This is a genomic window from Carbonatibacter coralli (assembly GCF_039592655.1).
Taxonomy (GTDB): Bacteria; Pseudomonadota; Alphaproteobacteria; order Kiloniellales; family Kiloniellaceae; genus Carbonatibacter; species Carbonatibacter coralli.
The window spans coordinates 1,118,993-1,144,430 of the sequence record NZ_JBBUTJ010000001.1; the positions used below are offsets into that span (position 1 = coordinate 1,118,993).

Sequence of the window (25,438 nt, forward strand, 5' to 3'; positions counted from 1 at the left end):
CAACTGCCTCTTGCGCTTTTGAACGAATCTTCCAAGAATAGCGCAGTTTCAAAAAAACAAACGAGGCAGTCCAATGGCTTATGATTCAGACAACATCTTTGCGAAAATTCTGAGAAGCGAGATTCCGGCCGGGACCGTTTTCGAGAATGATCACGTTCTGGCTTTCAGGGACATTGCTCCCAAGGCCCCGGTTCACCTGCTGATTATCCCCAAGGGCGCCTACACCGACTTTGCCGATTTCTCCGCCCGTGCCAGCGATGCCGAAATCGTTGCCTTCAACCGCGCGGTTGGCGAGATTGCAACCCGGCACAAACTGGATGAAACAGGTTACCGTCTGATTGCGAACATCCGTGAGGACGGATGTCAGGAAGTGCCACACTACCACGTGCACCTGCTCGGCGGTGAAAACCTCGGATCGCCCTTCAAGAACTGAGTGTCATTTCGCAGTTCCCCCAAAAGCCTCTGCCCTGATTGCAGAGGCTTTTCGTTTTTGCATCAGGCCTCGTCAGGCAGAGAACCATTTTCCTGTGCAAGTCTTCGTGTTTCCCTGTCGAGCAAAGTCCTGAAACCGGCCGTCACATGATCAAGGTCTGTGTAGTTTCTGCCGTAGGAAAGATTGAAGCCGTAATCGAAATCTTCCGCATTCTGCCCCTGTGTGTGCTGCAGCAGTGTTTCCATCTTGTCCAGGGCTTTTGCCAGTCGTGCCTCGGGAGAAACCGCAGCTTCATATTCATCCCACAACTCCAGAAGCTCCTTCTGCAGTTCCCCGGGCAAGGGCTTGAGCAGACTCATAAAATCCCGGCGTTCCTGCACAGCCTTGTTCACACCTTCAACCTGATCAACCGCAGCAATGTCACCGCCTACAGCTTCGCCAAGGTCGTGCACGATACAGATCTTCAGCAAGCGGAGCATATCCATTTCGGGATAGTCCGCTTCCAGCAGCAAAACCATCAGACACAAACGCCAGGTGTGTTCAGCAGTGCTTTCCTGCCTCCCACTGGATGTTTTTGAAGAGCGCAGGGTATTTTTCAGCTGCTCGGCAGCCCGAAGGAAATCGAGAACAGCTTCCATTCTTTTTGTCTGCAAAGTGACATGCTCCCAACTGGACAATCAGAATATGCGGAGAGATACCAGCTTTCCTGTAAATTCCAAATCAGGGAAGATCAAGCCGAGGTCATGCTTTGTCGTCTGTAGCTCAGAGCTTCGGAGATATGATGGCCCGCGACCCTCTCAGAGTGTTCCAGATCTGCAATGGTCCGGGCAACCTTGAGCACCCTGTGATAGCCACGCGCCGAGAGTCGGAATTTTTCAGCGGCCCTTTCCAGCAGGCCCTGACCGCTTTCATCCAGCTGGACAATGGCTTCCAGAACCCGGCCTTCCGCTTCCGCATTGCAGGTCAGCGGCTTTTCCATCCCGAGACTGACAAAGCGCGCCCGCTGGCGATTGCGGGCATCCTGCACACGCCCCGCAACCTCGGCGGATCCTTCTGAAGCCGGCGGCAAAGCCAGATCGCGGGCGCTTACCGGCGGGACATCCAGATAGAGGTCGATCCGGTCATAGAGCGGTGCTGAAATCCGGGCCTGATACTGTCGGGCGCAGTGAGGGCCACGGGCACAAATGCCTGTGACGGCATCCACCTCCCCGCAACGACAGGGATTCATTGCAGCAATCATCTGGACTCTTGCCGGATAGGTCACATGCGCCCCTGCACGGGCAATGGTGATATGCCCGGTTTCCAGAGGTTGCCGGAGGACCTCCAGAACAGTCCGGTTGAATTCCGGCAGCTCATCCAGAAACAGAACACCTCTGTGAGCCAGGGAAATCTCTCCGGGCTTTGCACGCTGTCCTCCTCCGGCCAGAGCGGGCGGTGAAGCAGAGTGATGGGGATCCCTGAAAGGGCGGTGGTGTTGCAACTTTCCATCCTGTAAAAGGCCCGCCAGGGAATGAATCATCGAGACTTCAAGGATTTCCTCAGGCTCCAGCCTCGGCAGGATTGAAGGGATACGACTGGCCAGCATGGATTTTCCGGCTCCCGGAGGGCCATTGAAAAGAAGGTGATGACCACCGGCAGCCGCAATTTCCAGAACGCGTTTGGCTGTCTCCTGCCCCTTGATATCACGGAGATCCGGCAGATCGAATGCGCCCTCCTCCGGTCTGACCACATTGGCCACCGGCTCGTCAATCAGGGCGCCATTTTTGAAATGGTTGATCAACTGCAAAAGATTGTGCGGGGCAACAATCGCAAGTCCCCTGATCCACGCGGCTTCCGATCCCTGGATGGCCGGGCAGATCAGTCCCTGATCCCTGTTCATCGCATGCATCGCTGCTGGCAAAACGCCACTGACCTGCCGCAGGGCTCCATCCAGAGCCAGCTCCCCGAGGGCATGGAACTGACTCAGTTCCTCTGCCGGCAGAACCTCCATGGCACAAAGAATCCCCAGAGCGATCGGCAAATCAAAATGGCTTCCTTCCTTCAGGAGATCCGCAGGTGCCAGATTCACCGTGATACGTTTTGGAGGCAGGGAAAGCCCGAGCGCTGTCAGGGCAGAGCGGACACGCTCTCTTGATTCTGCAACAGCCTTGTCCGGCAAGCCGACAATCGTGAAGGCGGGAAGGCCGTTGGAAAGCTGGACCTGTACATCAATTGTCCGAACCTCAACACCCTGAAAGGCAACCGTATTGATTTGAACCGTCAAAGGAATATCCACCAGAAAGGTTTCCACACCAAATGCTTCTGTTTTTTATAAAATTTTCAATCAAAAGGACAGAGAAAAGACCTGTTCGAAAACAGGATAAAGCCCGACTGACCTTGCAAAAAAAGATAGCAACTTTGGCAGGTACAAGGAAAAGCAGTGGATACAGCAGTCTTTCATCAACAGATCTGTCGGGATCGGGGGAGCCAGAAGAATCCGATTCCGGTCCACACCCCCTGTCAGCCAACCAGATCAGAGCCGAAACCCTGTCCAGAACCTGAATCATGAAATGCACCCAGCAAGCGAACCGGATCGTGCCTGAAACTGCTCCATCTGGTCAGCTTCACAACACAGCTGCCTATCACAGCACATCATAAAAATGTTACCGGATGTTGGTTGCTCCTTTTTCAAATAGTCTTCATATCTCAAGACAGTGATTTACCAAGAGTTAACCATTTCTTGAAGTGGTATAGCCCAGAGGACTGAGTACTGCCATGAGTACAGGAAAAACTGCTGCAACACAGATGAACAGCCTGAGCCAAATCCCTACCGACCAATCGGTTGATGTGGTTTCCTTCAAGACTCAAAACGACTTTTCCCAGGGTCAGCTTTCCGAAGCTGCGAACAGGAAACTTGCGGCCCTGTTCAGATCTCTGGGGGATGAAGGACGCCTGCGTTTGTGCCAAAGCTGTTTCAAGGGTCCCCGCACAGTCAATGAGCTGTCGGAAGAAACAGGCATGTCCCAGTCTTTGACAAGCCACAATCTCAAGCAGCTGCGCGAAGCCGGTGTTCTCGTTTCAAACCGCAAGGGACGCAACATCTTTTATTCACTGCGCAGCGAACTGATCGAAAAACTTCTGGAAGAAACCGCAGACTTCTCTTCCGGGATTTGAACAGAACACTCCTGATTCAAAAGCTTTTTCCCGGACAAAGTCTTGCTTCTTTCAACCTTGGGAAGAAGATTGATCATATCATCCGGCAATCTTTTGAATTTCTGAAGGAAGCTCTTTTCTTATTACAATAAAAAGGTATGATTTTCAGGCTTTCGGCTTCAAGGTATTGAAGCCGTTTTTTCAGTCAGGACAGGCCTTTTGTTGTTTTAACCAATTGAGCTGTACATGAAGTCGGTATCAGTCTTTGCCTACCTCTTTCTGTGTCTTTTCGTACAGAAAGTTTCTGCACTGGAAATCTATGCAGAGGTCAACCCTCCTTCGGTCTATCGCCTGAAAAGTGGTGAGCTTCAAGGCTATCTTCAGGCCTATGTCGAGCAAATAGCCCTCAAAACCGGTACGGATGCACAGTTCAGGGCATTGCCCTGGAACCGGGCTTTTGAAACAACCCTGATCAAACCCGAAACAGCTCTTTTCCCGACAGCACGCACCAAGGAACGCGAAGACCAGTTCAAATGGGTCGGTCCCATTGGTGTTTCCTTCTGGTCCTTCTTCAAGAAAAAGGACCTGCCCCTGACAATTGAAACGCTGGAAGATGCAAAGGGTTCCAGTGGCATTGGCGTGATTCTGGGCTCTGCCATAGAAAACCACCTGAGGAAAAGAGACTTTCAGAATATCTCTCCCACACACAGCCGGGACCTTATTCTCAGGATGGTTCTGAAAGACAGAATCAGCCTTATGGCCTCTTCCCAGGAAGTCATCGACAACCTGCTGACGCGTGCCGTCCTGCCCGAAGACACCCTTGTCCCCGTTTATAATTTCAGGGCCTGTTATCTCTATATTGCCTTTAACAAAAACACGGACAACGCTGTCATCAGGCAATGGCAAGATGCACTGGATCGCTTCAAGACATCAGGAGAGATGGAAAGAACAAGGGCGCTCTACAGCCCCTCGTTCAACAGGGAAAAGAACGTTGCCTTCAGGTATCTTTCAGACCTCTCCAGCAACGGTCTTGGCTGTGAATCCTGATCCTGTGACAGGGACACAGCGCTATTCAAATTGAAAGACGGACTTAAAAAACCTAAGCTGGACATATGTTTCCAGCTCACGCGCACCGTTCAAAAAGAATGATTTTTTGCAGGCTTCCGATCCTGCCAATCTTTCTGTGCGCCTTTTTCAAACCATCCTTTGCCCTTGAAATCCTTGCAGAAATCAACCCTCCCTCAATCTACCAGACGAAAGAGGGAAAGATCAGAGGCTATTTCCACGACTATGTTGCAGAGATACTCGCCAGGGCGCAGCTCGACGCCGAGATCAGGGCCATCCCCTGGAAGCGGGCCTATGCAAAAACGCTTGAAAACAGCGACACAGCCCTGTTTCCGACAGCACGCACAGCGCAACGCGAAAAGCTTTTCAAATGGGTCGGCCCGATCGGGGTTTCCTACTGGAGCTTTTTCAGAAAAAACAATGATCCACTTGATATCAACAGCCTGGAAGAGGCCAGATCAGGCGGACCGATCGGTGTCGTTCTGGGATCGGCACGCGAAGCCTATCTCAAACAGCTGAATTTCAAAAATCTGGTCCCGGCCTACAATCATGAACAGCTGCACACCCTTCTCATAAAAGGCAGAATCAGACTTATTGCTTCCTCGGAAGTGACAACTCTCAATCACCTGAGACAGAAAAACGAGCCTTTGGACAGCCTGGAAAGGCTTCACGACTATCGCACCTGCTTCCTCTATCTCGCCCTGAACAGGGATACTCCTGATTCACTGGTAAGCAGTCTTCAAAAAGCACTGGACGACATCAGGAAAAACGGACGACTGCAAGAAATCCGACAGAGCAATGCTCCCCCGCTGGACAGAGCAAACAAACGGTCGCTGGATGCCACTCTTGACCCTGAAAACAGCGGAAAAGGCTGTTTTCAGGAGTAACAGCTGCCTCGCTGGGCTGTATCAATGGCTCCGGCTGAGAATGTGCCCGGCCAGATAGAGCGAACCGCAGATAATAATCCGCCCCGGTTTCTCATTGGCCAGAATATCCTCAATGGCCGCTTCCGCACTTTCAACAGCTTTCGCTTCAAAACCCGCCTCTCGTGCATGATCAGCTGCTTCTTCCGCAGAAAGTGATGCGGCCTCACCGGGGATACGCAGCGCGCGCAGGCTGGAAGCCTTTGCCGTCAGGGGACGCAGGTAGTCTGTTGCAGCCTTGGTGTTCAGCATCCCGTAAACGATGTGAACAGGACGATCGGACCAGCCATCCAGAATGCGCCCCAGGGCTTCTCCTGCTGATGCATTGTGCCCACCGTCAAGCCAGAGTTCCCACTGCGCATCACCCGTTGCTTTCAGACGGTCCGGAAGCTCTCCACCGCTCAACTGCTGCATGCGCCCGGGCCAGCGCGCTGTTGTAATGCCCTTGTGACGTTCTTCCACAGACATCACCAGAGGCTGGTGCGTCTGCTCCGAAGCCAGAATCTCTGCACAGGCAAAGGCCAGCGCCGCATTGTCGAACTGGTGTTCTCCCAGCAGATTCGGGGCCGGACAGTCCATTTCCCCGTTGCGGCCCCTGAACACAAAACCCGACCCGTCTGGCAGAACTTCGGAAGACCAGTCTTCACCGGCAATATAGAGCGGTGCATCAAGCTCGGCGGCACGGGCCCTGATCACTCTGAGGGCGGCTTCCGGCTGTTTGCCCACCACACAGGGCACACCCTGCTTGATGATCCCTGCCTTGGCTTTGGCGATCTCTTCCATGGTCTCGCCAAGATATTGCGTGTGATCGATGGAAATCGGTGTAATGGCTGTCAGGGCAGGCTGATCAACCACATTGGTTGAATCCAGCTCTCCCCCCAGACCTGTCTCCAGCAGCAGGGCATCTGCAGGGGTCCCTGCAAAGGCATAAATGCCTGCAACTGTCGTGATCTCAAAGAAGGTGATCCCTTCGTTGCCGTTGACCTCTTCACACTCTTCCAGCAGCTCGACAAGGGCGTCTTCGGTGATCAGTTCCCCGGCCAGACAGATCCGCTCGTGGAACTTCACAAGATGAGGCGAGGTATAAACATGGAGCTTGCGGCCCGAGGCCTCCAGCATGGCACGCAGATAGGCCAGCAGAGATCCCTTGCCGTTTGTCCCCGCAACGTGGATCACCGGTGGCAGCCTGTCCTGCGGACGTCCCAGCTTCTCAAGCAGGTTCAGGGTTCTGCCCAGAGAGAGATCAATGATCTTGGGATGCAACAGACTCAGGCGATCCAGAACGACATCACTGCGACGTTCTTTACGAAGCGTTTCACTGGAAACAGCAGAAGGGCTCTCTGTAGACATGACACATCACCATGCAAAAGGGGGAACAACATAAAAACACCGACTTCCTTTGCCAGAAAGCCGGTGCTCTTGGAAGAGGATTTTACAGACCTCAGTCGATTGGCAAACCTTCAGGAGCCTCGGACTTGACCGGCTCTTCCACAGCCGGAGCTTCGGCCTTCTTCTCGACAAGGGGAACAACAGGAGCCGCAGGGTCCTTGTGCATCAGCAAACCAAAGACGCGAATCAGGGTGTCACGCATTTCATGGCGGTGAACCACCATATCCAGCATACCGTGCTCCAGCAAGTATTCCGCAGTCTGGAAGCCTTCGGGCAGCTGTTCGCGAATGGTTTCCTCAATCACGCGCTTGCCGGCAAAACCGATCATGGCACCCGGCTCGGCAATCTGCAGGTCACCCAGCATTGCAAAGGAAGCAGAAACACCACCTGTTGTCGGATCTGTCAGCAGAACGACATAGGGCAGACCCGCTTCCTTGACCATATCAACAGCGATGATGGACCGCGGCATCTGCATGAGGGACAGGATCCCCTGTTGCATCCGCGCGCCACCGGATGCAGGGATCACCAGCAACGGAGCCTGTTGAACAACAGCCAGCTTTGCAGCCGTCAGAAGTCCCTCACCCACAGCAGTTCCCATGGAACCACCCATGTAGCTGAAGTTGAAAGCCGCAATGACAACAGGGCTGCCACCCATGCTGCCGTGGGCAACAATAATGGCTTCCTTGTCCTCGTTCTTCGCATCTGCATCCTTCACGCGATCAACGTAGCGCTTCAGGTCCTTGAACTTCAGGGGATCGACAGGTGTCTTTGGCAATTCAACCGTTGCAAATTCACCATCATCAAAAAGGGTTTCCAGACGTTTTCTGGCAGAAATGCGCATGTGGTGGCCACTGTAAGGGCAAACCCACATGTTCTTTTCGAGGTCCTTTTTGAAGATCATCTGCCCGGTCGCAGGTGACTTCACCCACAGATCATCAGGAGTGTCAGCCTGAACCAGTGCGCGGATTTTCGGGCGGACGAAGTTGGTAATCCAGTTCATACCGTTATTTGCCTTGTATAGGTCTTGATCACAATCTGTCGAATATTCGCTGGCTGTACCTGTAACCGATAGTACACCCTGCGGCAAAGATTTTCTGAATTTATTGCGTACGGACAGCTTGTGCAAGTGTTCCGACAAATTCGAGAACATCCTGCGCCAGACCCGGCTTCGCCTTGCCATTGTCATCAAGCTGTGCAGCCAGACGGTCAATGATCGCAGAACCGACAACCGCAGCATCTGCCGCCCGGGAGACCCGCGCAGCATGGTCAGGCGTACGGATACCAAAGCCAACAGCAACAGGCAGATCGGTGTGGGATTTCAGGTGATCAATGGCCTTCTGCAACTCCGCTTCACTGGCAGCACCTGTGCCCGTGATCCCCAGAATGGAAACGTAGTACACAAAACCGGATGTATTCTCCAGAACCTTGCCAATACGCGCTGAATCAGTTGTCGGTGTCGTCAGACGGATAAAGTGCAGCCCGGCATCCAGAGCCGGAATACAGAATTCATCATCGTGTTCGGGCGGCAGATCGACAACGATAAAGCCATCGACACCCGCTTCCTTCGCATCCTTCAGGAAAGCCCCGACACCGTAAATGTAGATCGGATTGAAATAGCCCATGAGGATGATCGGCGTGTCCTGGTCTTTCAAACGGAAAGTCCGGACCATTTCCAGCGTCTTGCGCAGGGTCATCCCGCTGTTCAGAGCCCGGCGAGAGGCCAGCTGGATGGCGGGACCGTCTGCCATGGGATCGGAAAAGGGCATCCCCAGTTCAATCACATCGGCACCTGCTGCAGGCAGGCCATCCAGAATGGCCTGTGCAGTCTGCGGGTCAGGATCGCCAGCAGTTGTAAAGGTCACCAGACCACCGCGACCTTCGGCTTTCAGGTCTGCAAAACGTTTTTCAAGTCGTGTCTGTGCCATGATCAGATCTCCACTCCCAGTGCTTCGGCTACGGTGAAGATATCTTTGTCACCACGGCCACAGAGATTCATCAAAACGGTCTGGTCACCGGACAGTGTCGGAGCAAGCTTGCGCACATAGGCCAGCGCGTGTGCAGGCTCCAGCGCCGGAATGATCCCTTCGACACGGGACAGATACTGGAATGCCTCCAGTGCTTCATCATCCCTGGAAGAAACATAGTTCACGCGGCCGACATCCCGCAGCCATGCATGTTCCGGCCCGATCCCCGGATAGTCGAGACCCGCAGAGATGGAATGCGCATCCTGAATCTGACCGTCCTCGTTCTGCAGGAGATAGGTCCTGTTTCCATGCAGAACACCCGGCTTCCCGCCTGTCAGAGAAGCGGCATGGGCTTCCGTATCAACACCGTGACCAGCCGCCTCAACACCCGTGATGGTGACGCTTTCATCATCCAGGAAGGGGTGGAACAACCCAATCGCATTGGAGCCGCCGCCGATACAGGCCACCACGTGATCCGGCAGATTCCCGGTCATGTCCAGCATCTGCTGACGCGCTTCGCGCCCAATGATCGACTGGAAATCACGCACCATCATGGGATAGGGATGCGGTCCGGCGGCCGTGCCAATGATATAGAAGGTCTCCTCGACATTGGCGACCCAGTCGCGCAGTGCGTCGTTCATGGCGTCCTTCAGGGTTCCTGTCCCTGTCTCGACACCCTTGACCTCTGCACCCAGCAACTTCATCCGGAACACGTTCGGTGCCTGGCGGGCAATGTCGGTTGCCCCCATGTAGATCACACAGGGAAGGTTAAACAGGGCACAGAACGTCGCGGTTGCCACACCATGCTGACCCGCGCCTGTTTCGGCAATAATCCGGGTCTTGCCCATACGCTTGGCGAGCAGGATCTGTCCCAGAACATTATTTGCCTTGTGCGAACCGGTGTGATTCAACTCATCGCGCTTGAAGTAAACCTTTGCGCCGCCCAGCTCTTCGCTCAGCCGCTCGGCAAAATACAGCGGGCTGGGGCGACCGACATAGTGGGTGGCATAGTAATCGAACAGACGCTGATATTCCGGGTCGTTTTTGGCCTCGTCATAGGCCTTTTCCACATCCAGAATCAAAGGCATCAGGGTTTCAGCGACATAGCGTCCGCCAAAAATACCGAACATGCCGTTCTCGTCAGGTCCATTGCGATAGGAATTGAGTTTGTCCATCGAGATCTGTATCCCTCAATCTGACCACTGCCAGTGAATGGGCAGGGCAACACCGGATCGGGCGTATTTTGAATATCATGTTGGCGGACTTTGCCCCAAAAAATGCGAGGCTGCAAGGTCTCTGCCACCTATTCATGACCGGAACAGCCTGATATGCTCCCCACCTGATTATTTACGCGGCAATCTGGCCTCTTGCTGTTGATCCACAGCCGCTTTAAGACAGTAGACAAACAGGACTGCAACGCCTTCTCCTGCAGACGTTGACATCAGGGTTTAACTGGCTCTGCCGACAGATAAGAAACGATCAAACCATGCCTGCGAAAACAAACTCCCCATCCGATCAGCCCCTGTCCTGCGATGTTCTCGTTGTGGGTGGCGGTCTCGTCGGGCTCTCCCTTGCCACAGCACTGGCCTCGGCCGGTGTCAGCGCTGCTGTGGTGGATCGCGAGCAGCCCGAGACACAAAAGGCAGCACCCTTTGACGGACGCTCTTCCGCCATCGCACTGGGTTCACAGCGCGTTTTTGACCAAGTGGGACTCTGGAAAGGCATGGAATGGGCCGCTCAGCCCATCCTCCACATTGAAATCACGGATGGACAGATTGACCATGGCGCTTCGCCGCTTTCCATGTCCTACGATCACAAGGAAGTCGGTGGAGATCCGATGGGATGGATTGTTGAAAACAGGGCCATTCGCCTTTCAACACACGCCCGTGCCGCCGAACTGGAAGGCCTCTTCCATCTCGCCCCGGACAGCGTTGCAACACTGGACCGGAACGAGGATAGCGTCACAGCCAGACTTGAAAGCGGCAAGGTGGTCAGGGCAAAGCTCGTTGTCGGAGCGGACGGACGGAACTCCTTTGTTCGCAAGCAGGCCGGTATCCGCGTCACAGGACGTGACTACCAGCAGGATGGCATTGTCACAACGGTCATGCACAGCCGTCCTCACAACGGGGTCGCCTTTGAGCATTTCCTGCCATCCGGACCCTTTGCACTCCTCCCCCTGCCGGATGCTGAAGACGGAACACACCGTTCGTCCCTTGTCTGGTCAGAAAAACGTGCGCTGGTTTCCCACTACATGGCCATGAGCAAGGAAGACTTCGTTCAGGAACTCCATCGCCGCTTTGGTCACAGCCTCGGGGATTTCTCCATCGGGGACTTGCGCTGGAACTACCCGCTTTCCTCCCTGCATGCCGACCGCTACACCGACCAGCGTCTGGCTCTGGTTGGCGATTCAGCCCACGGCATGCACCCTATTGCCGGTCAGGGTTTGAATCTGGGCCTTCGCGATGTGGCTGCTCTGGCCGAAGTCATCGTTGATGCCAAAAGAGCAGGGCAGGACGTCGGCGCCCCGCATGTGCTGGAAGGCTATGCCCGCTGGCGCCGCTTTGACAATGTTGTCCTGCTGTCCGCCATGGATGGTCTGGTGAAGCTGTTCTCGAACGATATTCCCCCCGTTCGCATTGCGAGGGATCTTGGCCTGGCCACAGTGAACAGAATCCCGCCTCTGAAGAAGTTCTTCATGAAACATGCCATGGGCATTGTCGGCGATCTGCCACGCCTGATGAAAGGCGAAGCCCTCTAGGGGGCTTCCTCTCTGTTACGAGCCAAGCAGAACCCGACCTTCTTCCAGAGAGTCCACAATCGACCGGGATGCATCGATATTCTTCTGGGATCCCACCACGGCCTGTTCCGTGTTTTGCTGAATCTCGACAATCCCGGAACGCAGGCCGGTCAGAATGTCCATGTTGGTCTCAAACTGCTGGAGGGTCGCGTGCAGGGATGACACCCTGTTTTCAACTTCGCGCACACAATCCTCTGTGCGGGTTTTCTCTCCGCTCGTGCGACTTTGAACCTCGGAGAGACCTGAACTCTGCTCCTCGATTTCCCGTTTGAGAGCAACAAGGATGGAAGACAGCTGATCAAGAAGCTCTGTGATGCCTCCCGCTGCTGTCGAGGCTTTCAGAGCCAGATCCTTCACTTCCCCGGCAACAACAGCAAAACCGCGCCCGGCCTCACCGGCACGCTGCGCTTCAATGGTTGCGTTCAGGGCCAGCAGGTTGGTCTGTTTTGAAATCGAAACGATATCATCCGCAATACCCTTGATTGAGCCAAAGTGTTCACTGAAACGCTCAAGCTCCCCGCCAATGGTCTCCGTCTTCTCCCGACTGTCGCTCATGTCATTCGCAATCGCCTGAAAAGACCGGGAAAAGTTGTGAACGGCCTGCTGTGCCGAGGACATGCCTTCGACTTCCTGACGCAGATTGTTCAAACAGTCCTCACTGGTGCTGACATAGCTGTCGGTCTGATCGATCAGACCACCAATAAAAACTGTCCTCTCCCGCGAGGCCGCATTGACATTGCTCGCATTGGTATGAATCTGGCTGGCAACACCCCGGGCAAAATCCAGCGCCTTTTCAAGCCTGCCCGCATTGTCGCGCGACAGTTCTAGGCTGTCAGAAACAGCAGCTTCCCCGCTTTCTCTGCTCCCTTGCGAACCCCCTGATGCCACGACAGGCTCCGACCGCGTTGAAACAGGTGGCACCTCCTGCCCAACCGGGCCTTTTCCAGTCCGGTAACTCGACAAAAGGGAAACAGAAAAGGGCACGAAAAAGGTCAAACCCAGCTTCCACCAGGACAGATCTGCCGAACCGGTAACAACATCCCACTGATTGATCAGACTCAGAAGGCTGCCCGCTATCAACGCAACAAACAGCGCCCTTTTCGTCGCAGAAGAAATACCTCCGGCCGACTGGACCCCGCTTTGCGGTTTCATGGATGGTGTAGCTGTCATCAAAACCCCCGCCAAGTGACTTGCCTGATTCTTTTAAACGCCTTTTTGGTTCTGCTTTTCGGACCTGCCCGTGAGAAAACTGGAAACAGAAGACACCGTAAATGGTACGCAGTAGGTTAGCAGAAACTTCGTAACAGAAAGGTTAGCGTTCCCGAAAAGGGCATCCCACTGATTGATGAAGGTCAGGATGGTCCCGGCAACCACCGCAACAATCAGGGCCCTTTTGACAATCAGCCCGGAACGGCTGGAGGCTTCTTGCGAACCAGACTGCCCGGGACGCGCTGTCATGTAGCTGGAAACAGACGAAACCGTAAAAGGCACGCAATAGGTTAGCACCAGCTTCCACCAGGAAAAGGCAGCTGCACCTGTCAGCGCTTCCCACTGGTTGATGATGGTCAGCGCTGTACCGGCGATAACAGCCACAATGAGCGCACGCCTGATCAGGGCCCTGATGATATGATCAGCAAACAGCATGTCCTTTAACCTGTCTCCGGCAGAGTGTCTCTGGAACGGGCCCGCATCAGGGACCCGTTTTGTCCAGACTATGCTGTTTTCATCAAGCTTTTACTAATTTTCCGAAAAGGAAGGCAGATGAACGACAACACAGGGCCTGATGGATTTCACAAACCTGAATAGCTCTTCTGGTATATAAAAGGAATTGCAAAATCGCTTCTGCCATAAAATCTGACAATCTGCTCCGTTCGGCTTCAGGGGTGCTCAAATCTCACCCCCCTTGTCTGGGACGTCAGCCGGGGATCTTTCGATTTAACAACAACATCCCTGCCCTCGATCAGCTCGAAGCAGCGTTCAAGGGTTTCCTTCTCCAGCCGTTCCATAGCCTCGCGGGTATAGAAGGTCAAATGGGGAGACAGGATAACATTCGGCATTTCAAAGAGTTCGGACAGGAAATGCCCCTCTTTCCTCAAGGGCTCCTGTGAAAAAACGTCAAGGGCTGCTCCCCCCAGCTTGCCACTTTTGAGAGCCTGGAGCATGGCCTCTTCATCCACAATGGCTCCACGCGATACATTTGTCAGAAAGGCTCCGTCCTTCATGACCTCAAACTCGGCCTTTCCAATCAGCCCCCTTGTTGAATCATTCAGGACGCAATGAACAGAGACAAAATCGCTTCTGGACAGCATTGCATGCAGATCATCACATCTTTCCATCCCCAGAGCGCAGGCTTCCTCCTCTGTCAGGCTGGGGCTGTAACCCAGAACCTTTGCCCTGAATCCTGCACCAGCCATACGCGCCATGCTCCGGCCAATCTTGCCAACACCAACAAGTCCAAAGGTTTTCCCGGCAAGATCGTGCCCCATCCAGCCGGCTTCAGGCCAGACCCAGCCATCCTGATTCATCGCCCGCCCCAGCGGCTGGAGCTTCTTGGCCAGCGCAATGGTCAGGGCAAAGGCGCCCTCCGCGACCGTTTCCTCGGCATATTCGGGAATGTTGACGACAGGAACGCCATGTCTTTTTGCAGCTTCAATGTCAATGGCATCAATACCAACGCCGTACTTCACAATACCCTGCAACTGTTTTGCTTCGGCAAGAACCCTGCCGGTAATTGCGGTGTAGCACATGAGCAGCAACCCCGCGTCCCGGCACTGATCAACCAGTTCGTCCTCGCTCACATCATCAGGCAGCAAAACCAGCTCATGACCTGCATCACGCAGGGTCTGATCCACCAGAGGCATCTGCAGTTCACAATTGGTTCTGATGATTTTCATGGGATTTCCCTGTTCTGTTCCGTTCGTATCAGAAGACGTTTATAGCGCATCTTTGTTGTCACGGGATTTAACGAAAATGAAGAGTGACAAACAATTCATTCACTGAAGCCGCCCGGTCATAGATTTTATCGATAGACAGCAAGGCTCTGATGATAACGCAGAGCTTGCCTTGCAGACAGAAATGCGCTTGTCTTCTCCTGACAAGACAAACCGGACAGGTCCTGCCCAATCCCATGATCAAACATCTCGCCGTAAAGCTGAAATCCCTTGTGCTCTCAACAGGGCTGCTCCTTGTTTCCTCCGGATTTGTCCAGGCACAGGAAAGCGGAGCCGTTGCCCATGGAGGCGAGCGCGAATTCTACATGGCGTTCATCCCCGGGGACTGGCACATTCTGCCCCGGCAAAAGCAGTCAGAACGCTACTACGGCGAATGGATCCCGAAAAATCAGCAGGCTGAAAACTGGCAGGACATGATCATTCTGCAGATTTTCCCCGGACAGGGAGATGAGTCCCTCCAGGACAGCAAACGACCCGAAAAAGCACTGGATCGCATTGCCGCCGCCTATAAGAAAAACTGCTCTGCCATGGCTGCAACCGATGCCCTGAACGATCAGGTCAACGGCTACTGGACCGGTTTTCGCCTGATTTACTGTGCACAGGACCTGTCCGGATCAACGGGCGAGATCTCTCTCTTCAGGGTAACAATCGGCCGAAACGCGACCTACATCATCCAGCGCGCCTTCAGGGTTCCCGGGTTCGAACTGGGACAGAAACCGGACCCTGTTTCTGCACAGCGTCTCAAGGAAGCTTTCGGTATCATCAGACAGGGCTGGATCTGTCAGGAGAAAACAGACCGCAGCTGCCCTGAAAACTGGGCCGGAACCTTTGAACTGATCACATCGCTTAACCCGGCTGTTTACAGCTTTGACGCAAACGGAAAAGCCAGCGACTAGACCATGTCCGGGTCATAGAGTTCGCGTCCCGGATCCTTTTTGCGGTTCTGTTCGGAACGATAGGCCTTGAAGAGTTCAAAAAGGGCATCCGGAAGGGCCGTTTTCGCTTCCACCGGCAAAACACCCTCTTCAGGCAGGGGTTCGGGGCAGGCCATAACCTTCCTGTAAAACCCTGTCCAGAGCGCAGCACTCCGCGAATCATGCCCCTGCTGCTGCAAAACGGAACTGTGATCACTTTGCGGAACGACAATCGGCATCATCCGCTTGGTCATCACATCCCCCAAAGCAGCACAGAGATCTTCTGCGTTCTTTGATTCTCCCCCGTGGAGATGAACCACATGCTGCCCCTTTTCCCTTTGAAGCAGCGCCTCACCCAGCAGTTCGGCAACATCCCGGATACTGACCCAGGGAGCAGCAAGCTCCAGAGGAAGGAAACCGGGCAGTATCGAGTGATCCTTGGCCATGGGCAGGGCGGTCTTCCAGCTCTCAACCAGCAATGCAGAGCGTAACACAACCAGGTTCGGGCAACTGTTCCGAAGCAGGATCTCAGCCTGACAGAGTTGATCGGACCAGTCTTCCGGTTCGCCCTCCTGCCCCTGAACACCGGCCCAGAGAGATGAAAGCAGGATAACCGACGGCTGCTCATCTGCCGGAAGGTGCCCGAACTGACGATCATAGCCCTCTGTAAAGGCGGGAAAGAAAGCGTCATCGCGACCGGCAAAACCCTGCTCGTGGTCAAAGGGCGAGGAAACCAGAACAACGGCCTGTACAGCCTCCAGCGCCTGTTCCCAGACAGTTGAATCCTCCAGATCGCCGGATTGCACATCCGCCCTCAGCGCGGACCAGCGCGATGTGGTTTCGCTCGAGAAGCTCAACAGGCGGAGAGGTTGCCCTTCCGACAGGAGGGCTTCTGTCAAACGCTGCGATACGGGGCCTTGTGCAGATGCGATCAGATACATGGTTTTCCTCTGGTTAATCAGGACAATCCTGTTTCCTGTTCAAAGAAAAAAGGGAAAGGCCTGAACAGCCCTTCCCTTTTCATTTCCGGAAAACTGTTCAGGAAATCAGTTTGCAGCTTCTTCGGACTTTTCCTCGGAAGCCATGGATTCCTCGGCAGCTGCAGCCGCCTGTTGCTGCTTGCGCTGTACATAAATCTGGTGGAAATCAACCGGATTCAGGATCAGTGGAGGGAAACCGCCGTCGCGGGAGATGTCAGAAAGAATATTGCGGGCAGCCGGGAAGAGATAACGCGGTGCTTCCACAAAGAGCAGCAGTTCTTTCAGCTGGTCTTCAAGGCCTTCTGCAAGCGTGACAACACCTGCATAGTCCAGTTCCATCATAAAAGCGGTTTTGTCTTCAACCTTGGTGGAAGCCTGAAACTTTGTTGAAACCTCAAAGGACTGTTCTGCAAGCGCAGTTACAGCAACATCGACTTCAACATTCAGCTGGGGAGACTTGCCCTGCATGGTCGGGAAGATCAGCGGAGCATTCGGATTTTCGAAGGAAAGATCCTTGATATACTGCAAGTTGATCACAAGCGGTTGCTGTTGTTTCTTGTCTTCTTCAGCCATTGGGGGCTCCCGGTTTTTCTGTATCCACAAGCCCGGATTTCAACGCGGGCTTCTTTGCTGGAAAAAGCCTTAACACAGCAGCAAGGCCGAAACAACGATTGGCTCCGGGGTCTTTCAGGAAAGCTTCTGCTTGACCGGCAATTCCGGGGGAATGACGCTCTGCGGATCCAGATGATCCGGGTCCATTGCGACATACTCCCCATTCAGGAACTTGTATCCCGTCAGGCTGAGCAAAAAAGCCCAGTGGCTGACCACCAGCCAGGGCTCATCCTCCTTGACCAGCTTTCTGGCCTTGTCGTGAAAAGCCATCGCACGAGCAGTCACAATGTCATGGCTCTCATCATCATGCGACCACCAGACTTCAGGCAACAGACTGAAATCATGCTGTGGCCAGAACTTCTGGAGTTCGGATCGATGGGTGCCCTGGTCACAGCTGAAATAGACATGCTCGCGGATCAGGGGTTCAATCACTATCGGCCTGTCAATGACACTGGCAACAATCTCCGCTGTTTCCAGCGTGCGTCTGTAGGGTGAGGTCAGAATGGCAACCGGCAGTTCATCCGACTGTTCCATCTTTCTGGCTGCATCCAGCGCCTGCTGTCTTCCCAGTTCGGTCAAACCGGGGTCAGGCACACCGGGATCAGTGCCCCGTTCCTTCATTTCGAGATTGAAGACAGTTTGACCGTGCCTCATCAGGAAAAGGCGTCTGGATTGATGGATCAAGGGAGAGAAACCTCGGAAGTTTGGTCGTCGAAACAGCTATTGATACGAAACAAACAGGACAAAGCGATCAGTCGATCTTCCTTTGATCATGACGATCCGTCAAATCCTCGAATTCTCCATCAATCACATCGCCGGAGCTTTGTTTCTGTTTCCACGGATTTTCGGAATCACCTGCTCTGCCCTGATGGAATTCGTCCCCCCTGTCCCCGGCATTCTGTCCGGAACCGAAACCGCGCATACCCGGACCGGATGTGGAAAACCGGACATGTCCATGCTTTTTCATGACATTGAGCAGCCCACCCTGAATCAGGGATCTGAAGGGCGGCAGGAGAAGCAGGAAACCGATCGTGTCGGTCATAAAACCCGGCGTGAGCATCAAGACACCTGCAACCAGAATACACAGACCATTGAAGATTTCCCGCGCAGGCAACTGCCCGGCATCAAGCTCTGTCTGAATGCGTGCAAGAGTCATCAGGCCCTGGGAACGGATCATGATTGTTCCGATCACCGCCGTCAGAATCACAAAGGCCAGCGTGTTCCAGCCCCCGATAATTTCACCAACCTCGATAAAGATCATAATCTCGATCAAGGGGACGCCAATAAAAAGCAGTAGGAGAATCAATCCCATGAATCAGGCTTTCACTCGCTTTAAGTCTTGTTCTCTAAGGCTGAAGTTCCTATCTGTAGAATAGGATATCCGGAAAAATCCTGCAGATCATCCGGATAGGATTTTTAACCATTCTAGCGGCGACAAAACAGACAAACCATGTCTTTTAAAGGTTTCAGAAAGTTTCCCGTGATAGGCTTGTCTATGAGATGAGGTATCATAAAGGCTTTTCAAGCCGATTTTGAAAGGCTTGCTCTTAAACCCGAAAACAGCCAGTGTCTTTCTTGAACCGTTGGAACGATCATTGTTCAGGCCCCCAATGCCTGTCAGATCAGACTTGAAACCGAGCAGAATCGACTAAACCATGGGTAATTTAGCTTTTATTGAGATCCTGTTTTGGGCAGCCGTTGCTGTCTTTCTGGTCATACGCCTGCGCTCCACACTTGGCAGCAAGACTGGCTATGAAGACGACAGCCAGCAGGATGACTTCATGACAGCAAGGCGAAAGCGGGAAGAGGAAAAACTGAAAGCCAAACAGGGCAAGACAGACTTTTCCTTCCACGATCCCAAACAGCCTCCGGCAGAGAGTGATCAAAACAAGGTTATCTCCCTTGCCGAGCAACGGGATGAAAAGCCTGCGGCCAGACCGGAAAGTTACAAGCCGGAACTCACCTCCCTGCACCACGGAAAGCCCAGAAAACAGCCTCTTGATGTCGAGTCCCCGCTGGCCCGGGGGCTGGCTTCCATCCAGACAAAAGACAGAAGCTTTAACAGCGAGGAGTTCCTGCAGGGTGCAACCACTGCCTTTGACATGACACTCATGGCCTTTGCAGCCGGGGACAGAACCACATTGAAAAATCTTCTGAGCGCAGAGGTTTTCAACAATTTCAATGTCGCGATTGATGCACGTGAAAAGGCAAACCAGACTCATGAGACCGTGCTGGTCGGCATTCTTGATGCAGAACTGGTCGAAGCCGAACTGCAGGGCAGCACTGCACTGGTCAGCGTGTCCTTTGTTTCCGAACAGGTGAATGTGACACGGGACAGTGGAGACAATGTTGTTGACGGCGACCCCAACACAGTCAGCCGGATTGCCGATATCTGGACCTTTGCCCGGGACGTTCGCAGCAACAACCCGAACTGGGAGCTGGTTGAAACCCGCACGCCGAACTAGGTCCAGCTTCCCTGAACAGACAGAGCCCTTCGGATCAGGTCATATTTTTGCCTGATCCGAGGGGCATTGTTCTATCTGCTTACCCGTTTTTTCCTGATCAGGCTCCCCATGACTCCCACTCTTTCCAACCTTGTCCGCAAATTCACCCTCCCTTCCCTTGTTGCTGGCGGACTTGCGCTTTCAGCCTGTTCAACACCCTCCGAGCCGCAACCGGACAAGCCTTCTGCTCCGGAACCGGAACAAAAGGTGGTTCTTGAAGAAATCGCCTTTAACGCGCTGCCCGGCTTTGCCCATGACTCCCTGCTTACAGCTGCTCCGGCTCTGACAAGAAGCTGTGAGAGAATTCTGAAACGTCCGGCAGACGCAGCTTTCAGCAGCAGAAGTCCCTACGGGGGTCAGGTTGCAGACTGGCATCCGGCCTGTGAAAGCTTCAAAACACTCCCGGAGAACGATGAAACAGCCCTCAGAAGCTGGATGGTCGAGCACTTCACACCCTACTCGGTCACCTATGGCGGTCAGACAGAAGGACTTTTCACAGGCTATTTCGAAGCCTCCCTGAAAGGCTCCTATCAAAAGGATTCATCCTATCGCTATCCGCTCTATCCGGTTCCCGATGACCTGGTCCGTGTCAAACTGGAAGATTTTGACAGCGACCTGAAGGGCAAATCCTTTATCGGCCGCTTCGACCAGAACAGGTTCAAACCCTACTTTGACCGCAAGGCCATTGATGAAGGCGCCATTCAAAAGACTGCGAAACCGATTATCTGGTCCAACGATCCCGTTGATGTTTTCTTCCTTCACATCCAGGGCTCCGGTCAGGTTGAATTGCCGGATGGCAGCAAGACACGTGTCGGTTTTGCCGGCAGCAACGGGCTTCCCTTCTATGCCATCGGACGCGCCCTGATTGACGAGGGCTGGGTCAGTCGCGAGGAAGCCTCCATGCAATCGATCCGGAACTGGCTTCGCGCCAATCCGGACGATGCCCAAATGCTGATGCAACGCAACAAACGCTTTATCTTTTTCCGCGAGATCGAGGGCGACGGTCCCATTGGGGCTTACTCTGTTCCCCTGACAGCCGAGCGTTCCCTGGCTGTCGATCCTTCCTTCATTCCGCTTGGTGCACCACTCTGGCTGGACACAACCTTCCCTGCCGGAGCCGGTGAGCGGGCCTTCTCTCCACTCCAGCGCCTGATGGTCGCGCAGGATACAGGCAGTGCCATCAAAGGCGCTGTGCGTGGTGATTTCTACTGGGGTTCCGGTGAGGCCGCCCTCGCCCTGGCCGGCGGTATGAAACAGAAGGGGCGCTATTTCCTCCTGTTGCCCAAAACGGTCTCAGCCGGGCAGTAACAGGTCAACTGGCTCTGTCACAAAAGCCGAAGTGGCACTGGAGCAATCCGTCCTGGCGCACAATCCTGTTTTCAGACAGGTAGATAACGGAACAAAGCCATGCTAAATGATCTTGCCCTTTCCTCCATCGAAACATCCGTGCTCTGCTGGCTTGCAACAGCGGATTCCAAGGGACAGGCCAGTGTTTCACCCAAACAGATTTTCTGTGCAAACGGGACGGAAAGCCTGTTGATTGCCAACATTGCCTCCCCTCATTCCAGGGCAAACATCCGGCAAAATCGAAAGGTCTGTGTCTCCATGATCGACATTTTCGTTCAGAAGGGTTGCAAGATCTACGGAGAAGCCAAAATCCATGAAAAGGGAAGCGAAGGCTATGAGAGGCTGGTCCCGCCCCTGTTAAAACTGCTGGAACCAGGCTATCTCCAAATCAGGGATGTGATCGAGGTTCACCCAACGTCCATCAAGCCCCTCATGGCACCAAGCTATCACCTCTCCCCGGAGAAAAGGGAAGAGGAAACAGTCCGTGCAGAAGGTTATGAAACCTATGGGGTCAGGCCTCTGTAATTCCCGGTCTGAATCAGGTGTAATCCCGCGCGCCGAAGATGCTGGACCCCACACGCACATAGTCTGCACCAAAACGGACAGCCAGTTCGTAGTCGCCGCTCATTCCCATGGAAAGCTTCTCGATACCGTTGTCCTGCGCCAGCTTGTAGAGGAAAGAGAAATGAAGCGAAGGCTCCTCGTCAACCGGAGGAATACACATCAGGCCTTCAATTCCGAGTCCTGACTCTGCACAAAGAGCCAGCAACGCAGGCAGATCCTTCGGCAGAACTCCGGCCTTTTGTTCCTCTTCGCCTGTGTTCACCTGAATCAGGCAACGCGGAAACCGCTGCTGTTTATCCATCTCGGCCGCCAGGGCACTGACCAGTTTTGGCCGGTCCACAGAATGGATCACATCAAAAAGAGCGACCGCTTCTTTCGTCTTGTTGCTTTGCAGGGGGCCGATCAGATGCAATTCAAGATCTGGAAAGGCCTCTTTCAGAGCAGGAAACTTCGATTGTGCTTCCTGAACCCTGTTTTCGCCAAAAACACGTTGTCCGGCCTGCAATGCTTCCTCGACCGCTTCAACCGGCTTTGTTTTGCTGACGGCAATCAGGGTTACCTGATCTCTGGCCATCAGGGCATCAGAGCGGGCCTCTTCAATCGTTTGAAGAATCTGTTTCAAGTTTTCCGCGATCATCTTCTTGTAAAGCCTTTCAGCAGTCCGGCAGGAATGAATTAGCCCAGGTATTTGAACTGTTTCATGATTTTCCCATGATTCTGTTCAATTTTCTGTTGTTGAGTCTCAGTCAGTTTCCCTTCCCAGTCCCCTTTCTTGCCAGAACGGAAAAACTGGGTGTTGTGTTCTGACTGCTCAACAAAACCTGTCTCTCTTTCGAGCTTTTGTAAAACCTTGAAAGAGGAAAACTCAATGGCTTTTTTGATTCTGCCTTCATCTTTGGTGATTCCCAGCTTTTTCGCAAGGGGAACGAAGACACCAAAGGGATCGGCAACCATGTCCTCGTACCGCAGAACAATAATCTTCGGATGCCTGTTGCGTGTCCAGGATTCAACATGATTGGACCAGGAGGAATAGAACTCGTAGATCATGCCTGGAGCCGCTTCGCTCCTGGCCTTATCCGACGCCATATAGTCAATGGTGTAGTCCAGAGACTTGCCAAGATGATGCTGGAAGGACAGTGCCACATCACGTGGATCGCGCAGAATGTAGATTGCCGCCTGGGTCACATCCATGTTGAACAGGGGTTTCCCGTTGTGGGCACCCATGAAATTGTGGGTCTTGGCCGGAACAATCATGCGGTTGCTCGCCACCATATGCGCCTGGAACCGGAGTCTCAGCTCCAGAATTTCATCGTTCGTCAGATCGCTGACCTTGCGGTTGTCCCCTGCCTTTTTCAGATAGCCATTGCCCCAGATGCCATTCGCCTCACTGGTGCAAAGCTCACCGATGCGATTGAGATCCAGAGGCTCGTCACGGTCTGCGATCAGGTTGGCCAGAAAAGCTCTCATCCAGGTGTTTCCCGACTTCGGATAGGATGCCAACCAAAGGATCCCGGGCATAGGCGTTTCTCCACAAATTGGGTCACGAAAGGTGCAAGATCAGATCATACTGTTCTGTTGAACCGAAAAGGCAGGTCGTATCTTCATCACAGGTATGTGATTGAAAATGTGATATTTTTGCAACGGCAATTGCCAAAATATCACTACCTACCAATTAAAAGGTTGAAGAACGAATATAGCAATGCTCATATCAAGCTCGTCTCAACCAAGCAAGCCTTTCACTTCCCTGGCATTGTTGACTTAATATCTGTTTACGACCGATAGAATTTCAACAGCTCTGGTGGAGATAACTCGTCAAACATAACTACCTATTAGTAGATACCGAGGACACAATGAAAAAAGTTCTTCTCACGAGCTCTGCTCTGGCAGCTACATTTGCAATGACCGCACCGGCAATGGCTGCTGAAGACGGCCTGACCTGGAATGCATTCACACGCTTCTTCGCCACCCAGGCGAATGTCGATGGCGGCAGCAACGATGACAGCCTTGGTGATTTTTCCACCAACTCTGAAATCCATCTGAACTATCAAACGACTGCAGACAACGGCCTGACTTACGGTTTCAAAATCGAACTGGAAACAGATCAGGGCAACAACAACAACGTTGATGAAAACTACATTTTCGTTTCTGGTGATTTCGGCAAGATTGAACTGGGTGACGATGATGCGGCATCCGAAGACTTCGACATCAACGGCACATCCGGCTTCACATTCGGCCAGCTGAACAACGCAACAGGCGCGGCACCGGATGAAGACTTCCTGTCCCTGCTGGGTGACAACACTGTTGCCAGCATCGGTGTTCGCACCAGCACAGAACTGGCAATCGACAGCTCTGACGACACAAAGATCTCCTACTTCACTCCATCATTCGGTGGTTTCTCTGCAGGTGTTTCCTACGTGCCGAACGACAGCCAGGGTCAGGATCTTTCTGACGATGGCGATTTCGAGGATCTCTTTGCGCTTGGCCTGGGTTACGACCACAGCTTCGACAGCGCTGATCTTGCTGTTGGTTTCTCTGCCGTCACAGCAACTGTCAATGACGGTACAGTTCAGGACGAAACCTATGTTGGCCTGAGCCTCGGTGCTGAAGTCGGTGTGGCAGGCTTTACCTTCTCTGCAAACGTTTCCAACAACGATGTCGACAATGTTGGTGATGTTCTGACCTATGCTGCGGCTGTGTCCTACAGCTTTGGTGCCTTCACAGCAAACGTCGGCGGTCTCTATTCCGAGAGTGACTTCGACGACGGTATTGCGGTTGATGAAGAGTTCACAGCAGCAACTGCAGGCCTGACCTACAATATCGCTCCAGGTCTGCAAGCTTTCGTTGCCGGTACAGCCGGTACGCTTGAAGAAGATGGCAACCAGCCTGACGAAGACCTTCTGTCTGTCACAACAGGTGTCCAGGTCAGCTTCTAATTCGGCCATGACGCCTGAACAGGGCGTTATCCCAAAGAAAAGGCCTCCTGACAGTCAGGAGGCCTTTTCATGATTTTTGCCACACTTTATTTCAGATACCCGAAGCGCTTCATCTGAACCTTGTGCGCCTTTTCGATGCGATAGCGCTGTTTTTCATTCAGCTTGTCGCGCCAGTCGCCGCTCTTGCCTGACCTGAAGAACTGACTGTTGTGCTGGGACTGCTCCACAAAACCCTTCTTCTTCTCCAGATCCTGCAAAACCTTGAAGGACGAAAACTCGACAGCTTTGCGGATGCGTTTTTCGTCCTGTGTGATACCCAGCTTCTTCGCCAGGGGAATGAAAATCTTGAAGGGATCAGCAATCATGTCCTCATAGCGCAGGACAATAATTCCGGGATGTTTGTGACGCGTCCAGGACTCAACATGGTTTGACCAGGACGAATAAAGCTCATAGGCCATTCCGTTTTCCGGTTTGCTTCTGGCACTCTCGTCAGCCATCAGGTTGATGGACCCATCCAGATCAAGACCGAAATGGTGCTGTGCCGAAACGGCAACATCACGCGGATCACGTACAATATAAATGGCCGCCTTGGTCACATTCATATTGAACAGGGGCTTGCCGTCATCCTCACCGAAGTAGTTGTGTGTCTTTGTCGGCACAATAACCTTGTTGCTTCGGGCCAGATACTCCTGGGCTTCCAGACGAATATCCAGAATCTCTTCATTGCTCAGATCATCGGTCTTCCGGTCATCACCATTCCTTTTCAGAACAGCTTCGAACCAGATCGGGTTCGCTTCCGATGTGCAGACTTCACCCACCGTGTTGATATCCAGAGGCTCATCGGGGTTCAAAATGAGATTGGCCAGAAAAATACGCATCCAGGTGTTCCCGGATTTCGGATAGGATGCGAGCCACAGGATACCAGGCATG

The 25,438-nt window shown here is 53.4% G+C and carries 26 protein-coding genes; 10 read left to right on the forward strand and 16 right to left on the reverse strand.

Annotated features, from left to right (window positions below):
* Positions 1–73: 73 nt before the first annotated feature.
* Complete coding sequence (locus AAAH10_RS05200; protein ID WP_343561216.1) at positions 74–433, forward strand: histidine triad nucleotide-binding protein; 360 nt, start codon at positions 74–76, stop codon at positions 431–433.
* Between the two features lie 62 nt (positions 434–495).
* Here AAAH10_RS05200 and AAAH10_RS05205 read toward each other — a convergent pair whose 3' ends face one another.
* Together AAAH10_RS05205 and AAAH10_RS05210 are read right to left on the reverse strand one after the other, a co-directional pair.
* Positions 496–1,071: an HD domain-containing protein gene (locus tag AAAH10_RS05205; RefSeq protein WP_343561218.1), complete on the reverse strand. Its 576-nt coding sequence runs from the start codon at positions 1,069–1,071 to the stop codon at positions 496–498.
* A 92-nt stretch (positions 1,072–1,163) separates the two neighbouring features.
* On the reverse strand, positions 1,164–2,696 hold the full coding sequence (locus AAAH10_RS05210) for a YifB family Mg chelatase-like AAA ATPase (RefSeq protein ID WP_343561344.1): 1,533 nt from the start codon (positions 2,694–2,696) through the stop codon (positions 1,164–1,166).
* Positions 2,697–3,187: 491 nt separating this feature from the next.
* Here AAAH10_RS05210 and AAAH10_RS05215 point away from each other — a divergent pair, with 491 nt between their 5' ends.
* From AAAH10_RS05215 to AAAH10_RS05225, 3 genes are all read left to right on the forward strand, one after another.
* A complete protein-coding gene (locus tag AAAH10_RS05215) occupies positions 3,188–3,586 on the forward strand; it encodes an ArsR/SmtB family transcription factor (protein ID WP_343561221.1) in 399 nt (132 codons plus the stop codon).
* Between the two features lie 225 nt (positions 3,587–3,811).
* Positions 3,812–4,612 (forward strand): substrate-binding periplasmic protein, encoded by an 801-nt coding sequence (locus tag AAAH10_RS05220; RefSeq protein WP_343561223.1) that lies wholly within the window; start codon positions 3,812–3,814, stop codon positions 4,610–4,612.
* A 98-nt stretch (positions 4,613–4,710) separates the two neighbouring features.
* Positions 4,711–5,517 (forward strand): substrate-binding periplasmic protein, encoded by an 807-nt coding sequence (locus AAAH10_RS05225; RefSeq protein WP_343561225.1) that lies wholly within the window; start codon positions 4,711–4,713, stop codon positions 5,515–5,517.
* Between the two features lie 21 nt (positions 5,518–5,538).
* Here AAAH10_RS05225 and AAAH10_RS05230 read toward each other — a convergent pair whose 3' ends face one another.
* The 4 genes from AAAH10_RS05230 to trpB form a co-directional block, all read right to left on the reverse strand.
* Complete coding sequence (locus tag AAAH10_RS05230; RefSeq protein WP_343561227.1) at positions 5,539–6,903, reverse strand: bifunctional folylpolyglutamate synthase/dihydrofolate synthase; 1,365 nt, start codon at positions 6,901–6,903, stop codon at positions 5,539–5,541.
* Between the two features lie 91 nt (positions 6,904–6,994).
* Complete coding sequence (accD, locus tag AAAH10_RS05235) at positions 6,995–7,942, reverse strand: acetyl-CoA carboxylase, carboxyltransferase subunit beta (RefSeq protein WP_343561229.1); 948 nt, start codon at positions 7,940–7,942, stop codon at positions 6,995–6,997.
* 100 nt (positions 7,943–8,042) lie between these two features.
* Positions 8,043–8,867: a tryptophan synthase subunit alpha gene (gene trpA / locus AAAH10_RS05240; RefSeq protein WP_343561231.1), complete on the reverse strand. Its 825-nt coding sequence runs from the start codon at positions 8,865–8,867 to the stop codon at positions 8,043–8,045.
* Between the two features lie 2 nt (positions 8,868–8,869).
* A complete protein-coding gene (trpB, locus tag AAAH10_RS05245; protein ID WP_343561233.1) occupies positions 8,870–10,081 on the reverse strand; it encodes a tryptophan synthase subunit beta in 1,212 nt (403 codons plus the stop codon).
* A 311-nt stretch (positions 10,082–10,392) separates the two neighbouring features.
* Between trpB and AAAH10_RS05250 the strand changes: the two genes are divergently transcribed.
* Positions 10,393–11,664 carry a UbiH/UbiF/VisC/COQ6 family ubiquinone biosynthesis hydroxylase gene (locus AAAH10_RS05250; protein ID WP_343561235.1) on the forward strand — a complete coding sequence of 424 codons (1,272 nt, stop codon included), beginning with the start codon at positions 10,393–10,395 and terminating at the stop codon, positions 11,662–11,664.
* A 15-nt stretch (positions 11,665–11,679) separates the two neighbouring features.
* Here AAAH10_RS05250 and AAAH10_RS05255 read toward each other — a convergent pair whose 3' ends face one another.
* The 3 genes from AAAH10_RS05255 to AAAH10_RS05265 all read right to left on the reverse strand — a co-directional run bounded on the left by AAAH10_RS05255 (position 11,680) and on the right by AAAH10_RS05265 (position 14,597).
* The gene (locus tag AAAH10_RS05255) at positions 11,680–12,873 is read right to left on the reverse strand and encodes a methyl-accepting chemotaxis protein (protein ID WP_343561237.1); all 1,194 of its coding nucleotides are present in this window, start codon (positions 12,871–12,873) and stop codon (positions 11,680–11,682) included.
* 33 nt (positions 12,874–12,906) lie between these two features.
* Entirely contained in the window at positions 12,907–13,347 is a 441-nt protein-coding gene (locus AAAH10_RS05260) for a hypothetical protein (protein ID WP_343561240.1), read from the reverse strand.
* 233 nt (positions 13,348–13,580) lie between these two features.
* The gene (locus AAAH10_RS05265) at positions 13,581–14,597 is read right to left on the reverse strand and encodes a 2-hydroxyacid dehydrogenase (protein ID WP_343561242.1); all 1,017 of its coding nucleotides are present in this window, start codon (positions 14,595–14,597) and stop codon (positions 13,581–13,583) included.
* Between the two features lie 233 nt (positions 14,598–14,830).
* Between AAAH10_RS05265 and AAAH10_RS05270 the strand changes: the two genes are divergently transcribed.
* The gene (locus AAAH10_RS05270; RefSeq protein ID WP_343561244.1) at positions 14,831–15,550 is read left to right on the forward strand and encodes a hypothetical protein; all 720 of its coding nucleotides are present in this window, start codon (positions 14,831–14,833) and stop codon (positions 15,548–15,550) included.
* On the opposite strand, the gene AAAH10_RS05275 is transcribed toward AAAH10_RS05270, so the two are convergent.
* The 4 genes from AAAH10_RS05275 to AAAH10_RS05290 all read right to left on the reverse strand — a co-directional run bounded on the left by AAAH10_RS05275 (position 15,547) and on the right by AAAH10_RS05290 (position 18,472).
* Positions 15,547–16,509 (reverse strand): Rossmann-fold NAD(P)-binding domain-containing protein, encoded by a 963-nt coding sequence (locus AAAH10_RS05275; protein ID WP_343561246.1) that lies wholly within the window; start codon positions 16,507–16,509, stop codon positions 15,547–15,549. The genes AAAH10_RS05270 and AAAH10_RS05275 overlap by 4 nt on opposite strands.
* Before the next feature lie 105 nt (positions 16,510–16,614).
* Complete coding sequence (gene secB, locus AAAH10_RS05280) at positions 16,615–17,121, reverse strand: protein-export chaperone SecB (protein ID WP_343561248.1); 507 nt, start codon at positions 17,119–17,121, stop codon at positions 16,615–16,617.
* A 114-nt stretch (positions 17,122–17,235) separates the two neighbouring features.
* Entirely contained in the window at positions 17,236–17,814 is a 579-nt protein-coding gene (locus AAAH10_RS05285; RefSeq protein ID WP_343561250.1) for a histidine phosphatase family protein, read from the reverse strand.
* Positions 17,815–17,911: 97 nt separating this feature from the next.
* Positions 17,912–18,472 (reverse strand): FxsA family protein, encoded by a 561-nt coding sequence (locus tag AAAH10_RS05290; RefSeq protein WP_343561252.1) that lies wholly within the window; start codon positions 18,470–18,472, stop codon positions 17,912–17,914.
* 343 nt (positions 18,473–18,815) lie between these two features.
* Between AAAH10_RS05290 and AAAH10_RS05295 the strand changes: the two genes are divergently transcribed.
* From AAAH10_RS05295 to AAAH10_RS05305, 3 genes are all read left to right on the forward strand, one after another.
* Entirely contained in the window at positions 18,816–19,625 is an 810-nt protein-coding gene (locus AAAH10_RS05295; RefSeq protein ID WP_343561254.1) for a Tim44/TimA family putative adaptor protein, read from the forward strand.
* 108 nt (positions 19,626–19,733) lie between these two features.
* Positions 19,734–20,972 carry a murein transglycosylase A gene (mltA, locus tag AAAH10_RS05300; RefSeq protein ID WP_343561256.1) on the forward strand — a complete coding sequence of 413 codons (1,239 nt, stop codon included), beginning with the start codon at positions 19,734–19,736 and terminating at the stop codon, positions 20,970–20,972.
* A gap of 99 nt (positions 20,973–21,071) precedes the next feature.
* Positions 21,072–21,536 carry a pyridoxamine 5'-phosphate oxidase family protein gene (locus tag AAAH10_RS05305; protein ID WP_343561258.1) on the forward strand — a complete coding sequence of 155 codons (465 nt, stop codon included), beginning with the start codon at positions 21,072–21,074 and terminating at the stop codon, positions 21,534–21,536.
* Positions 21,537–21,549: 13 nt separating this feature from the next.
* On the opposite strand, the gene AAAH10_RS05310 is transcribed toward AAAH10_RS05305, so the two are convergent.
* Both AAAH10_RS05310 and AAAH10_RS05315 read right to left on the reverse strand, forming a co-directional pair.
* Positions 21,550–22,212, reverse strand: a complete 663-nt coding sequence (locus tag AAAH10_RS05310; RefSeq protein WP_343561260.1) for a YggS family pyridoxal phosphate-dependent enzyme — start codon at positions 22,210–22,212, stop codon at positions 21,550–21,552.
* Between the two features lie 38 nt (positions 22,213–22,250).
* Positions 22,251–23,093, reverse strand: coding sequence for a sulfotransferase domain-containing protein (locus AAAH10_RS05315; RefSeq protein ID WP_343561262.1), 843 nt, complete (start codon positions 23,091–23,093; stop codon positions 22,251–22,253).
* Between the two features lie 332 nt (positions 23,094–23,425).
* Here AAAH10_RS05315 and AAAH10_RS05320 point away from each other — a divergent pair, with 332 nt between their 5' ends.
* Positions 23,426–24,508 (forward strand): porin, encoded by a 1,083-nt coding sequence (locus tag AAAH10_RS05320; RefSeq protein ID WP_343561264.1) that lies wholly within the window; start codon positions 23,426–23,428, stop codon positions 24,506–24,508.
* Between the two features lie 86 nt (positions 24,509–24,594).
* On the opposite strand, the gene AAAH10_RS05325 is transcribed toward AAAH10_RS05320, so the two are convergent.
* Positions 24,595–25,437, reverse strand: a complete 843-nt coding sequence (locus AAAH10_RS05325; protein ID WP_343561266.1) for a sulfotransferase domain-containing protein — start codon at positions 25,435–25,437, stop codon at positions 24,595–24,597.
* Position 25,438 lies beyond the last annotated feature (1 nt).